This window comes from Colwellia sp. BRX8-7 (genome assembly GCF_014077275.1).
Classification (GTDB): Bacteria; Pseudomonadota; Gammaproteobacteria; order Enterobacterales; family Alteromonadaceae; genus Colwellia_A.
The window spans coordinates 69,471-83,380 of record NZ_JACGVP010000014.1 but is presented as its reverse complement, the minus strand read 5'-3'; the positions used below and the strand labels follow the sequence as shown (position 1 = coordinate 83,380).

At 38.6% G+C, this 13,910-nt stretch carries 11 protein-coding genes; 4 read left to right on the top strand and 7 right to left on the bottom strand.

What is annotated here, in order from left to right; all coding sequences use genetic code 11:
- From mnmA to dinG, 4 genes are all read right to left on the bottom strand, one after another.
- Positions 1-1,152, bottom strand: coding sequence for a tRNA 2-thiouridine(34) synthase MnmA (gene mnmA / locus H4J57_RS14360; RefSeq protein WP_070373718.1), 1,152 nt, complete (start codon positions 1,150-1,152; stop codon positions 1-3).
- A gap of 63 nt (positions 1,153-1,215) precedes the next feature.
- A complete protein-coding gene (locus H4J57_RS14355; RefSeq protein WP_070376948.1) occupies positions 1,216-1,716 on the bottom strand; it encodes an NUDIX hydrolase in 501 nt (166 codons plus the stop codon).
- A gap of 4 nt (positions 1,717-1,720) precedes the next feature.
- On the bottom strand, positions 1,721-2,365 hold the full coding sequence (locus tag H4J57_RS14350) for a pseudouridine synthase (RefSeq protein ID WP_182243420.1): 645 nt from the start codon (positions 2,363-2,365) through the stop codon (positions 1,721-1,723).
- A 3-nt stretch (positions 2,366-2,368) separates the two neighbouring features.
- Positions 2,369-4,486, bottom strand: coding sequence for an ATP-dependent DNA helicase DinG (gene dinG / locus H4J57_RS14345; RefSeq protein ID WP_182243448.1), 2,118 nt, complete (start codon positions 4,484-4,486; stop codon positions 2,369-2,371).
- Positions 4,487-4,626: 140 nt separating this feature from the next.
- On the opposite strand from dinG, the gene H4J57_RS14340 reads away from it, so the two are divergent.
- From H4J57_RS14340 to H4J57_RS14330, 3 genes are all read left to right on the top strand, one after another.
- A complete protein-coding gene (locus H4J57_RS14340) occupies positions 4,627-7,140 on the top strand; it encodes a DNA polymerase II (protein ID WP_182243419.1) in 2,514 nt (837 codons plus the stop codon).
- A gap of 121 nt (positions 7,141-7,261) precedes the next feature.
- The gene (locus H4J57_RS14335; protein WP_182243418.1) at positions 7,262-8,446 is read left to right on the top strand and encodes a cystathionine beta-lyase; all 1,185 of its coding nucleotides are present in this window, start codon (positions 7,262-7,264) and stop codon (positions 8,444-8,446) included.
- A gap of 58 nt (positions 8,447-8,504) precedes the next feature.
- Positions 8,505-9,026: a GNAT family N-acetyltransferase gene (locus tag H4J57_RS14330; protein ID WP_182222015.1), complete on the top strand. Its 522-nt coding sequence runs from the start codon at positions 8,505-8,507 to the stop codon at positions 9,024-9,026.
- Positions 9,027-9,116: 90 nt separating this feature from the next.
- Here H4J57_RS14330 and secF read toward each other — a convergent pair whose 3' ends face one another.
- From secF to H4J57_RS14315, 3 genes are all read right to left on the bottom strand, one after another.
- Positions 9,117-10,037: a protein translocase subunit SecF gene (secF, locus tag H4J57_RS14325; protein WP_182243417.1), complete on the bottom strand. Its 921-nt coding sequence runs from the start codon at positions 10,035-10,037 to the stop codon at positions 9,117-9,119.
- Positions 10,034-11,884 (bottom strand): protein translocase subunit SecD, encoded by a 1,851-nt coding sequence (gene secD / locus H4J57_RS14320; protein WP_409049409.1) that lies wholly within the window; start codon positions 11,882-11,884, stop codon positions 10,034-10,036. Before secD ends, secF begins: the two co-directional genes overlap by 4 nt.
- Positions 11,885-12,009: 125 nt before the next feature.
- Positions 12,010-12,447, bottom strand: coding sequence for a hypothetical protein (locus H4J57_RS14315; protein WP_182218305.1), 438 nt, complete (start codon positions 12,445-12,447; stop codon positions 12,010-12,012).
- A 304-nt stretch (positions 12,448-12,751) separates the two neighbouring features.
- Here H4J57_RS14315 and aroG point away from each other — a divergent pair, with 304 nt between their 5' ends.
- On the top strand, positions 12,752-13,804 hold the full coding sequence (gene aroG, locus H4J57_RS14310) for a 3-deoxy-7-phosphoheptulonate synthase AroG (protein WP_182243447.1): 1,053 nt from the start codon (positions 12,752-12,754) through the stop codon (positions 13,802-13,804).
- Positions 13,805-13,910 lie beyond the last annotated feature (106 nt).

Here is a 13,910-nt window from a genome sequence, read left to right as displayed (position 1 = left end):
TTAACGGATAAGTGTGTTGATGATACCGCCGCCAAGACAAATATTATCTTGATAAAAAACTACAGATTGTCCCGGCGTTACTGAACTTTGTGCTTCATCAAACATGACTAAATATTCACCATCGCTCATCGGAGATAGATGACAAGGGACATCATCTTGGCGATAGCGGGTTTTAACGGTACATTTTATTGGCGTATCAAGAGGTTTACGATTCACTAAATGCAATTGATTACCGATTAAACCTTTAGAAAATAGACGAGGGTGGTTATGACCTTGACCAACAATTAAAACATTGCGCAATAAATCTTTTTCAACAACGTACCAAGGCTCTTCTCCGGCATTAGCTAAACCGCCTATGCGAAGGCCTTTGCGCTGACCTAGCGTGTGGTACATTAAACCGTCGTGCTCACCAATGACATCGCCTTCAGCGGATTCAATTTTTCCTGGCTGCGCGGGTAAATATTGACCTAAAAAATCTTTGAATTTACGCTCACCAATAAAACAAATACCCGTGCTGTCTTTTTTATTATGAGTGATTAAGTCAGCCTGTTCGGCAATGGCGCGTACTGCAGGCTTTTCGATATTACCCACAGGGAATAATGTCCGTCCCACTTGCTCATCGCTTAGCGTATATAAAAAGTAACTTTGATCTTTATTACTGTCTAACCCGCGTAACATAGCCCACTGACCATCAATAAACTCACGCTGAACATAGTGTCCGGTGGCAATATAGTCGGCATCTAAGTCTTCACAAGCAAACTCTAAGAAGGCCTTAAATTTGATTTCTTTGTTACACATAATATCAGGGTTCGGCGTGCGACCTGCTTTATATTCAGCTAAGAAATACTCAAAAACATTATCCCAGTATTCTGTTGCGAAATTAATGGTGTGTAACTTTATGCCGAGTTTGTCACAAACAAGTTGTGCATCTTCGAGGTCTTGTGCCGCTGCACAGTATTCATCGGTATCGTCTTCTTCCCAATTTTTCATGAACAGGCCTTCAACTTGATAACCTTGTTCAATCAATAAGTGTGCAGAAACAGAGGAGTCAACACCGCCAGACATACCAACAATTACTTTGGTGTCGTGTGGTGCTTTACTTATAGGCGCGGTGTTTTGGTTTTCAGCGCTCGATGATACTTGTGATGACATTAAAACTACAAATCTAGAGAAAAAGGCGAAAAATTATAGCATGTCAGGATTTAGGGGCATAGATTAAAGATTGGATTTTAATGAAGATAATGATATTTTTTTTCCATTTTTCAAAACAGCTAAGTAATCCTCAATACATTCCAAGACCAGCGTGCTGCGTAATTGTGCAGATTTTGCTTTTATTTCATCAAATGACAGCCAATGGGTGGCAATAATCTCATCATCTTGAGGGATACTTTGTAGAAATTCATCAAGTTCGATAACAAAACAAAATCGAAGGTAATAAAGATTAATATCCGGGCGATAAAAATAATAAATACCTGAAACGTAATTCGGCGAAAGTGTTAAGCCTGTTTCTTCAAGAACTTCTCGTTCAATGGCACTAATTAAGTTCTCATTCGCCTCTAAATGTCCAGCAGGTTGGTTAAAGACTTTTTTACCTTTTTCAATTTCTTCAACCAATAAAAACTTATTTTGATGAACAATAATAGCTGCCACGGTAGCATTGGGCTTAAATTGATCTTCGCCATGGTCATTACCGGCAGTGTTAACTGCTAGTGTCATATTCTTATTCACTTTTAAGTTGTTGGTAATGGCCATTTTCGATACCGTCAAGGCTGTATTGACCAATGCTGTAACGGATAAGTCGTAGCGTTGGAAAATTAATAGCCGCGGTCATTCTGCGGACCTGCCGGTTCTTTCCTTCGGTAATCGCGATACTGAGCCATGTCGTGGGAATATTCGCTCGCTCGCGTATCGGCGGATTACGTGGCCAAAGGTCTGGTTCATTGATCACTTTTACTTTCGCTGGTAACGTTTGGCCATCTTTTAGTTCTACACCCTTTCGAAGTTTTTGTAAATCAGCTTCCTGTGGTACACCCTCGACTTGTGCCCAATAGGTTTTTTCAGTTTTTTCGGTTGGGTTAGCCAGTTTGTGCTGCAATTTCCCGTCATTGGTCAGCAACAATAAGCCTTCACTGTCGCGGTCTAAACGCCCAGCCGCATAAACGTCTTTAACCGGAATAAAATCTTTTAAGGTTTTACGCTGCTGATCGTCAGTAAATTGTGACAGTACATCAAAGGGTTTATTGAAAAGTACTAACACTCGATCTGCTGGGGCAGGGCGAGGCTTAACATCTTTTAATGCGCGACTCTTTGATAATCGACGATTAGTTGAGTTTGACGCTTTTGTACGGTTAGTGAGGTTAGTCAAAGCTTATCCTTTTGAAATAATTTGATAGGGCGGTAAAGAATCAAGTAATTGCTTACCATAGCGCTTGGTCACTAAACGTTTATCCATTAAAGTAATGATACCGGTATCTTTCTCATTTCGCAGTAATCGTCCTGTCGCTTGAATCAGTTTTTTGGATGTTTCTGGTACTGAAATCGACATAAAAGGATTGCCGCCTTTAGCGGTAATGTATTCAGCTTGTGCTTCTTCAACGGGTGATGTTGGCACAGAGAAGGGTAATTTGGTAATAATCAAATTCGTTAAATATTTACCGGGTAAATCTAAACCCTCAGAAAAACTTTGTGTGCCAAAAATTATACTGGTTTTATCTTCATCACAGCGTTTTCTATGGGCCTCAATAATATGCTGACGTGACTGCTCACCCTGAACTAGAATCTCCATTTTGTGCTGCTCTCGTAAGGATTTAGCTACTTGTTCCATTTGCCAATACGAAGAAAATAGCACTAAGCAGGCTTTTTCTTGCTTAATTAACGCCGGTAACTCATTAATTAATTCATCGGTGAACTGAGGGCTACTTGGCTCATTTTTCATTTTAGCGATAACAAGTTGCGCATTGTTTTGATAATCAAACGGTGAGTCGACTTTTTGATATTGGGTGCCATCATTCGTTTGTAAACCGACCTGGCGTCGAAAATGCTCAAACGAATTCAATGCTAAAATAGTGGCTGAACATAATACCGCCCCTTCACATTTTGACCAGAGAATATCTTCAAGGGTAAAGCCCACTTCAATAGGGGAAGCCGACACTAAAAAGTCACTACGTTTCCCTGTCAGTTTTTCGAACCACCTTGCCATTGGAGCGCCTTTCTCACTGTCTGTTTTGGCATACATTTTCCATAGTGAGTTGAAATTTTCTAACCGTTGGATCATAAAACCAGCTTCTGCAAGTAAGGGCTCGGCAACAAACATTTTACACTCCCCGTCTTTCACTGACTCCATCAATAAGTTATATAGCTTGTTGCAATGTCCTAAACATTTTTTACTGAGCTCTGCTAAATCTTTAGCTGAGTTTTTTAAGTTCGGTGGAACGATTCCGTTTTCAAAACGATATAATGCCGCCTCGTCATCACGAGAAAAGCGGCTATTTTCTTTAGCTTTTTCATTGAAATATAACGCTTGATTGTTTTCGATAAAGCTCGCAACTTTTTGCATTTCCATTAATAAATCTTGGCAATCGTCCCCTAACTTTAACGAGGGTGTAATGGCCGAAGTCGACTTTATTAATTTTGCCATTTTATCGCCGGTTTCTTTTAACTTAGTTAGCCAATCAATAGCACCTTTAATGGCAACATTCGCACTTGAATGATCACGGGTTACTTTAGGCAGATGATGTGCTTCGTCAATAATGTAAAAAGTGTCTTCTGGCGAGGGTAAAATAACACCTCCACCAAGCTCTAAATCAGCCAGTAATAAACTATGGTTAATGACCAACACATCGGCAGACTCCATGGTTTCTCGAGCTTTATGAAAAGGGCAATGGGTGTGATCGGCTAAATGTTTTAAACAACTGTGTTTGTCACATTGAATTTGTTGCCATAAATGATGAGGGATAGGGTCAGCCCAAGAATCTAGATCGCCTTGCCATTTATTATCCGTCAACGCTTTATGTAAATGATGTAATAGCTTTATATCCATGGCATTAGGTTTTTGCGCAAAGGTGAAACCGGCCTGAGGTGAATCGTCTTGACTGACAGCAAGCGCTAATTTTTGCCGACAAACATAGCGCTGGCGACCTTTGACTAAGGTGAAATTAAAATCTAAGCCTGAATGTTTCTTTAAGAAGGGTAAATCTTTATCCACTAATTGTTCTTGTAGCGCAACTGTTGCAGTAGAAATACAGACCTTTTTTTGACGTGACATCGCTAACGGAATAGCGCCTAATGAATAAGCCAATGATTTACCCGTACCGGTGCCGGCTTCTATGATAATAATTTTTCGCGCTTTATCGTATTCTCCCGCAAGAGTTTTAGCTATTTCGGCAATCAAAAAAGTTTGCTGTTTTCTTGGATGAAAGTTTTCTAAATTTTCACCAATGGTTTTATACGATGTGCGAATTGCTACTTTAATTTTATCGCTTAGCATGCTGTTAGCCATTTAGGGTTCATTAGGTTATATACTCATTCCAGTTAAATAGGCTGAATCCTGTATCTTCAAATAGGATGAGTATATACTGCTGTATATATTAACAGTTTATCGTTATCCGCAACGAATTAAAATAATTAATGTCATTAACTGTAGAAAAATTAACGCCTAGCTTGAATTATGGCTTTTTATTAACCCGTCAAGCCTATGATACCAAACAAGGTATCGAATTGTCTTTATGGGTTAAAACCCTTCAAGGTGCTGTTAATGTTATTGTGCAAAATCAACAGGCATTATTTTTTGTTGAACAAACGCAGCAACTACGCGCGCAAAGTCTCCTGTCGGAGCAGCGAATAGTAACGGCTAAAGTTACCCCGCTTGCGCTTAAAACCTTTAATCAGCAACTCGTCAGTGGCTTTTATTTTTCAACGATGCGTGAATTCTATCGCGCACGGGATGTTTTAAAACAAGCCAAAATAAAATGCTATGAAGACGATTTTCGCCCTGATGAACGCTTTTTAATGGAGCGCTTTATTACCGCTGGTATTGAATTTATCCCTCGGTTAACAGCTTCATCGGTAACCGAATCTGCCAAACAGTTTTCACAGACTAACTTTGCTACCTTTTATAGTGACAAATGCCGAGCAACGGATAAGACTCAGTTACTTGATGATATTGCTTTAACTATGGTATCACTTGATATTGAGTGTTCAATGGTAGGGGAGCTTTATTCTATTGGTTTACATTCTCATAAAATGTCTGATGGTAAGCCGATAAAATGTGTTTTGATGATCGGTGATCAAAACAAGTTTTTAGCAAAAATAACGCAGTCAAAGTTATCCGACGCTGAGGCGACAGAAATCGCAGAGCACATCGTTTGGCTTGACAATGAACAAGCGCTGCTCGCTGAGCTGATCGCTTGGATAAAAATCCACGACCCCGACATTTTTATTGGTTGGAACGTGATAAACTTTGATTTTAATTTGCTACAAAAACGGTGTGATATTTATAACATCCCTTTTAATATCGGCCGCAATGATAAGTCACCTCGCTGGCGAACACGTTCGGCAGGTGGTAGTCAAAATGAACAAAAATTTATTGATGTCGCTGGCAGAGTGGTCCTTGATGGTATTGATTTACTAAAAAACGCGACTTATAACTTTCCAAGTTTTTCCCTTGATTTTGTTGCCAATGCCTTATTAGGTAAAGGGAAAAAGGTCGATGATGTTGACAATAGAATGCAAGAGATTAACGACAACTTTGCCAATGACAAGCTAGCTTTAGCCGCTTATAACCTTGAAGATTGCCATTTAGTTACGCTGATCTTTGAACAATCCTTGTTACTCGAATTCACGCGTTTGCGCGCCAAACTAACTGGTTTATCTATAGACCGTATTGGCGGCTCTGTGGCAGCGTTTACCAATTTATATTTACCTAAATTACACCGTAGTGGTTATATTGCGCCCAATATGGGCGATGGCTTGCAAGGGCTAATTTCTCCTGGTGGTTATGTGATGGACTCTATTCCGGGTTTATATAAAAACGTCTTAGTACTTGATTTTAAAAGTCTTTACCCCTCTATTATTCGAAGTTTTAATATTGATCCTATGGGCCTAATTGAAGGTTTACAATCACCAGAGACTAGTATCAAAGGTTTTGATGGTGCTTATTTCTCTAGAGATAAGCATTTTTTACCTGAAATTATTAATGAGTTGTGGTTAGAGCGTGATATCGCTAAAAAAGATAAAAATGCGGCATTGTCACAAGCAATAAAAATTATTATGAATTCGTTTTATGGAGTATTAGGTTCAACGGGATGTCGATTTTTTGATCCTCGTTTATCCGGTTCAATCACTAAACGAAGCCATGAATTATTAATCACCACTAAAATGTGGCTAGAAGATGATGGTTATCAAGTCATTTATGGCGATACCGATTCTATTTTTGTCAGTGTTGACGATGATTTTAACCACCAGCAATGTCAAAAGCTGGGTAAAACCTTACAAGATAAAATTAATCTTAGGTGGCAAGCAACGCTTAAAAAAGAATTTGCGATAGAAAGCCAACTTGAAATTGAGTTTGAAACACATTTTAGCCAATTTTTGATGCCAACCATCAGAGGGCAAGATGTTGGTACTAAGAAGCGTTATGCTGGCATGGTAGAAAAGAATGGCTCATCAGAATTGATTTTTAAAGGCTTAGAAAGCGTCCGCACCGATTGGACTGAACTGGCTAAAACTTTTCAACGAGAGTTGTATTTAAAAATATTTAATGGCGAACCTTTTGCTGACTATGTACGCAATATTGTTACTCAAACATCAGCAGGGCAATTAGATCATTTACTGGTGTATCGTAAACGCATTCGTAGGCAGTTAGATCATTACGTTAAAAACGTGCCTCCACATGTGAAAGCAGCACGTTTAGCCGATGATATAAACAAGATAAATAAGCAACCGCTAAAATATCAGCAACGTGGTTGGATAGAGTACTTGATCACGACTTCTGGACCGCAAGCAAAAGGTTATGTTAACGCGCCACTCGATTACCAGTTTTATATCGATCGGCAATTAGCGACCGTTGCTGATGCTATTTTACCTTTTGTCGGGAGTAGTTTCGAAAAATTAACCAGTGATCAAATGAACTTGTTTCAATAGCCTCTGCTGTTTTAATTAATATAAATAAATCGTGCATCATGCTTGGAAAGATCATAAGGTGACTTTATTGAGTTAGCTATTTAGATGGCTAAATGAATTTTATGTTTTAGGATGAAAGATCATGATCAACGATACCAAAATAGTCAATGCGGGACGAAAATCAAAATGGACACGTGGCGTTGTTAATCCCCCAGTAGAGCGTGCATCAACCGTTGTTTTTAATACAGTTAAAGAAATGAATCACGCAACAGCAAATCGTGGTAATCAAGTACTTTTCTATGGCAGAAGAGGCACCTCAACGGCTTTTGCTTTCGCCGATGCTATGACTGATCTCGAAGGCGGCGCTGGTTGTGCCATTTATCCATCGGGTACTGCGGCGATCACTAATGCTATTCTTTCGTTTGTTAAAACCGGTGACCATATCCTTATGGTTGATACGGCTTATGAACCCACTCGTGATTTTTGCGATAAAATATTGGTCAATATTGGCGTTGAAACGACTTATTACGATCCAACTATTGGCCGAGATATAGATGGACTTATTAAAGAAAATACCCGACTTATTTTCTTAGAGTCTCCTGGCTCTATTACCATGGAAGTTCAAGATGTTCCCGTTATAGCTGAAGTTGCTCACCAGCATGGCTGTATGGTTATGCTCGATAATACTTGGGCTGCAGGGGTTAATTTTCAACCTTTTGATTATGGTGTCGATATTTCGATTCAAGCAGCGACTAAATATATTGTTGGTCATTCTGACGTCATGTTGGGTACGGCAATAGCAACACAAGAGTATTGGCCACAACTGCGTGAAAACAGTTATCTGATGGGGCAATGTACTTCACCCGATGATCTATATTTGGCAATGCGTGGCATTCGTACCTTAGGTGTGCGTTTAAAACAACATCAAATTAGTGCGCTAAAAGTGGCTAATTGGTTAGCAACACGCGAAGAAGTTGATGTTATTCTTCATCCTGCATTCGAATCGTGTCCGGGCCATGAATATTTTAAGCGTGACTTTACTGGTGCTAACGGTTTGTTTTCATTTGTGTTAACCCGCGGTGATAAGCAATCACTTAATGCCTTACTTGATGGTATGGAACATTTTAAAATGGGCTATTCGTGGGGCGGTTTTGAAAGTTTAATTTTGGGTAATACCAATGTTGGCCGTTTGCGAACAGCGACAAAGTGGAATTATGAATATCCATTAATTCGCCTGCATATAGGTTTAGAGGATGTTGATGACTTAATTGCCGACCTTGCTCGAGGCTTTGATAGATTGAACACTGCCTTAGAAAATAAATCTTAGACAGTATTTTATTAAAAAATAAAGCTTAGGCTTTACGCGTTAAAAGTTTGGAATTTACATGCTGCTATGCACAACACAAAGGTTAACCATTAGGCACCTGAATGAGCAGGACCATGAATTTGTTCTGCAATTATTGAATGATGATGCTTTTATTAAAAACATTGGTGATAAAGGGGTTAGAGAGACTAAAGATGCAATTGCCTACTTAGTTAATGGTCCACTAGCAAGCTATAGCGAACAGGGTTTTGGGCTAAATTTAGTCGCTTTGAAAAGTGATAACACACCGATTGGACTCTGTGGTTTGTTAAAGCGGCCTGAATTGGAATTCCCTGACTTAGGTTATGCCTTGTTACCTGAATATTGTTCGCAAGGCTTTGCTCGAGAAGCCTCATTAGCCGTATTAAAAGTTGCTTATGACAATAATTATGCGGCAAATGTTGTCGCGATCACCGCACTAGAAAATACTCCCTCTAACGTATTATTAAAAAAGCTTGGTTTTGTATTTGAACAGACTATTGAGTTTTATGGGTCAACCAATAATCTTTATAAAGTCAGACTGGCTTCAATTTTTGAACAGTAACCAACTTTAAAGACAGTAACGTTTAACACTAGGATATGGACTTAAGTGCAAATATCCTAGTGTTGCCAATTTCCTCTCAAACCGTTTATATTAGGGTAAAGGACAAACCTCTAGCTCTTTTTGTTGATAATAATCAGCGGTTAGCCCGAGTAATTGTGGCACTGTTGCCGCAATTACAATAGAAGAGAAAGTGCCCACTAAAATCCCTGAAAATAGCGCAATAGAAAACCCCGCTAAAGACTCCCCGGCAAAACCCCATACAGCCATAATAGTCACTAAGGTTGTTCCTGAGGTGATCATCGTTCGCACTAAAGTTGATTTAATAGCTTGATTGATCACTTCATCTATTGTGGTGTCATGGGTAGATTTCATTATTTCTCTGATTTTGTCACCGACAATAATAGAGTCATTTAACGAGTACCCTACAATAGCTAATAAACTCGCTAATATTGTTAAATCAAAGGGGATACCAAACCATGCAAAAAGCCCCAGTACAATAAGCACATCATGAAAAAGCGCAATAACAGCCCCCGCGGCTAAACGCCATTCAAATCTAAAAGACAAATACATTAAGATAACAATGATTGCGGTTAATAGTGCTAAGCCACCTTGGTTAATTAAGTCTTCTCCGACTTGGCTGCCAATGTAAATAGCATCTTGAGGGCTAATGTTTAGTTGATTTTTGTCAGCAAAATCAGATAGCCATGCCTTATCTTGTAAACTGACGTTATTATCTGCTTGTTGAACACTCCAATGAGTCCCTTGCTCTGCAGAGGTCAGTTTAAAGCTTTCTGGAAGATAGTTACTGAGTAAGTTATTCATATCCTGTTGACTGAGTGATTTCTCGGTTGAAAATTCAGTTAAGTAACCACCGGTAAAATCTAAACCGAGTGCTAAACCTTTATTTGATAGTCCTACTAGCGCTATAACAACAAAAATCATAGCTATAAAACAACCCACTAGGCGAAAAACACTTAATTTAGACGTGCTATTTATTTTAAAATTTTTCATACATTAACACCTAATAATTGAGCTTTATTTTTTCGAATGACAAGGTTTGTTAAACTTTTAGAAACAAAAACGCCGGTGAACATACTGGTTAAAATACCTAAACACAAAATAAGGGCAAAACCTTTTACTGGGCCGTTGCCTATGGTGTATAAAATAATACCAGTGATCATGGTGGTTACATTGGCATCAAGAATTGTTGAAAATGCACTTTTATAGCCTTGCTCAACAGCTGATAGTACTTTATGTCCACGCTTTAACTCTTCTTTTATCCGCTCAAAGATAAGTACATTGGTATCTACAGCCATACCAACCGTCAATACTAAACCAGCAATACCCGGAAGTGTTAGTACTGCCCCAGGGAGTAACGACATCAACCCTAGTAAGCTTATTAAGTTTAATGTTAACGCTACATTAGCGATAAGCCCCAAAGTTCTATACCAAAAAACCATGAATAACAAAGTAAACCCCATGCCTATACTCAGTGCTTTTATACCATTTTTGATATTATTTTCGCCGAGTGTCGCTTCAATGGTGCGCTGTTTTACTATAGTTACTGGCGCTGTTAGCGAGCCTGCTCGTAATAATAATGACAGTTCTTGTGCCGCATGTTGGCTGGGCATGTTGGTAATACTAAACTGTGAACCTAAGTGTTGTTGAATGGTGGCAACATTAATTATTTTACTTTTTTTAACCATTTGATCATCAGCATCTCGATAAAACTCAGAAAACACCGTCACCATAGCATTACCAATATTTTGCTTAGAAAATTGCGACATCTTCTTACCACCTAAGCCATCTAAGGTGAGGTTGACTAAAGGCATGCTCATTTGATCTTGTCCTGCTCGAGCATTTTCGATATTACTACCTGAAAAAACTACCTGACTGTTTAAGGTAAACGTTCTGCCATGTTCGTCCGCCATGCGTAATATACCTGCTGCATTTGAGTTTTCGGCAAGCTGATAAAAATCAAGTGATGCCGTGGCACCTATAATACGTTTTGCTTCCTCGGGATCATGAACACCAGGCAATTCAATACGAATATGGTTTTTACCTTGTTGAAGTGTAACCGCTTCGGTTATACCCAGCTCAGCTATTCTTCCACGCATCGTTTTTAATGTTTGCTGCATAGTTTCTTGGCGAAATTGAGCTGTTTTTTGCGAGGAGTATGAAAAGATCACTTGGTCATTTTGATTTTTTTGTTGAGATAAATCAGGGTAGGCTGCTTTTATTTTAGTGAAAAGTATAGCCATTTTACTTTTGTCAGCGTTAGAAAAATTCACCGAAAGGTTTTGATTGTCCGCATCTCTAGTAAGATCAATCTTATGTTGAACAACACTAACGCCTCGAATACGTTCTTCCATAGCTAGGGTTTTTATTGCTAATGCGATGTTTTTAAGACGGTCAAATAAAGCTTGTTTTGTATCGACATCAAGTACAAATAATACTCCACCACTTAAATCTAAGCCTAATTTTATTGGCTTAGCGTCGAATGATTGCAACCATGAGGGTACGCCACTTATCACCGAGGTCTCAACACGATAATGATTAAACTCATTAGATAAACGTGTGTTAACTGACGCTATGTCGGCTGTATTACTGAGTGTTATTGACGTTGTCTTATCAATAGTATGAATTTTATCAACGGTTAAGTTGTTCTTATTCAATAAACCTTTAAGCTCACTAGTCGTTAGTTTTTGCACGTTCGCATTAATAGGTGAGAGGACAATTGTGACTTTATCTTTATATATGTTGGGTAGGGCATTTACTAATAAAAAAACTAAGGTGAAAATAATTAATAGGTTTTGCCATGTAAAGCAACGATATGGCTTTTTTCTAGGTGAATTCATCATAAAATCTCGAAATTTTGCTACCTTTACTCTCTAAATTTTAGAAAAGCGCATGCAACAAGGGTCACTGTTAAAGCAGTGACGGGAAAAAGGAAAAATAAGTTAATAATGGTTAGATGATGAATCTATGAATGATAAGTCAGGCGAGCTGTGTATAGCGTATTGCCATCTTTCCAACCAGCAAGTCGATTAGAGTTTGAACGATGACTGAGTTGTTCATACCAATTAAGTTTAGCAGGAGGGTTTGCAAGATTTTTAAATAAACTTGCAGAGAGTTTTAGCGTAAAAAACTCAGTAACGAGAAGATAGTTTGGCGTGGTTTGTATTTCATTAATAAATAAAGAGGCGGAAATTAGATTTAAGCGCGGTAAGTTAACCACATCATCGGGGGCAATATTATCTATTAATACCGAAAAGTTTGATGTCGGGTGCGAGTGACTTTTTCCAATGGTCGATATACTAGAAAAAGTTAAATCGCTATTAGCTGAATTTTCAATAGGTAAAGCATTAGCCGTGGCAGCTAAGACAAATAAAAACAGGGTTATCGAAAAAGTACGCCACATAAGAAAAGTAAATTAATTATTAATATGGTGTATGTGTGGCAAAATATTTGTTTTTCAAGTGTAGAGGTAAAATAAATTGACTAAAGTCGCGTTGATTATTGTCGAAAAATCACCATTGTTGCCAACATTATCGATATATTGTTTTTAAGGCATTTTCTATTGGTATTGTCCGATTAACACTGCTAAGTTGTTGATGGGTTACCCATCTAGGAGTCTAGCCAGCGAGTTAGACATACACAATGAAAATAAATTCTAAGCGGTGCAATAACTGTACTTTTTAGCATTGAAGTAAAGAGAAATGACTATGTTCTACCAAACCGACGACGTTCGCATCAGTAAAATAAAAGAATTATTACCTCCAATCGCACTTATTGAGCGATTTCCAGCTTCTCAAGAAGCATCTAAGTCGGTATTTTCTGCACGTAAAGCCATTAGTAACATTTTTAATAATAAAGATGATCGCTTGCTCGTTGTCATTGGTCCTTGTTCAATACATGACACAGATGCAGCATTAGAATATGGCCAGCGACTAGTTAAACTGCGTAAAAAGTATGAAGACACGCTTGAAATTGTTATGCGAGTTTATTTCGAAAAGCCAAGAACAACGGTGGGTTGGAAGGGCTTAATTAATGACCCTTACATGGATAACACCTTTAAGCTTAATGACGGTCTTCGTATTGGCCGTAAATTATTACTCGACCTCAATGATATGGGGATGCCGACAGCGGGTGAGTTTTTAGACATGATAACACCACAGTATATGGCTGATTTTATGTGTTGGGGAGCAATCGGAGCTCGTACTACTGAAAGCCAAGTTCATCGAGAACTCGCCTCAGGCTTATCTTGTCCAGTCGGATTTAAAAATGGTACAGATGGCACCATTAAAGTGGCAATAGATGCAATTGGCGCAGCAAGTGCTTCTCATCATTTTTTGTCGGTCACTAAATATGGTCATTCTGCTATTGTTCAAACAACGGGTAATAAAGATTGTCATATTATTTTACGAGGCGGTAAATCGACAAATTTTGACGCAGACAGTGTAAAAATTGTGACTGAGCAATTAGAGAAGTCTTCGCTTAATACCAAGATCATGATTGACTTTAGTCATGCTAACAGTAGTAAAAAGTTTAAAAATCAAATGCTCGTTTGCGATGATGTTTGTCAGCAAATTAGTGGCGGGAATGACAATATTTTCGGTGTCATGGTTGAAAGTCACTTAGTAGAAGGTCGCCAAGACTTGATTGACGGAGAAGTGGCGACATATGGTCAAAGTATTACCGATGCTTGTATTGGCTGGTCTGATACAGAAGTCTTGTTGGCACAACTGAGTGAGTCAGTCGTTACTCGTAGAGCTTAAGTTTATTTTCCCCCTTCTTTAGGTGTATCAGTAAAGCCAATCAATTTTGATTGGCTTTTTTATTTGTAAACTCAATGTCGAGCGCTGATGTTATTGCCACTGTTTG

Coding starts and splice junctions, on each gene's coding strand:
- mnmA (WP_070373718.1), bottom strand. CDS start 1,152: ATGTCATCACAAGTATCATCGAGCGCTGAAAACCAAAACACCGCGCCT.
- H4J57_RS14330 (WP_182222015.1), top strand. CDS start 8,505: ATGCTGCTATGCACAACACAAAGGTTAACCATTAGGCACCTGAATGAG.
- H4J57_RS14315 (WP_182218305.1), bottom strand. CDS start 12,447: ATGTGGCGTACTTTTTCGATAACCCTGTTTTTATTTGTCTTAGCTGCC.
- H4J57_RS14355 (WP_070376948.1), bottom strand. CDS start 1,716: ATGACACTAGCAGTTAACACTGCCGGTAATGACCATGGCGAAGATCAA.
- secF (WP_182243417.1), bottom strand. CDS start 10,037: ATGAAAAATTTTAAAATAAATAGCACGTCTAAATTAAGTGTTTTTCGC.
- secD (WP_409049409.1), bottom strand. CDS start 11,884: ATGAATTCACCTAGAAAAAAGCCATATCGTTGCTTTACATGGCAAAAC.
- H4J57_RS14340 (WP_182243419.1), top strand. CDS start 4,627: ATGTCATTAACTGTAGAAAAATTAACGCCTAGCTTGAATTATGGCTTT.
- dinG (WP_182243448.1), bottom strand. CDS start 4,486: ATGCTAAGCGATAAAATTAAAGTAGCAATTCGCACATCGTATAAAACC.
- H4J57_RS14335 (WP_182243418.1), top strand. CDS start 7,262: ATGATCAACGATACCAAAATAGTCAATGCGGGACGAAAATCAAAATGG.
- aroG (WP_182243447.1), top strand. CDS start 12,752: ATGTTCTACCAAACCGACGACGTTCGCATCAGTAAAATAAAAGAATTA.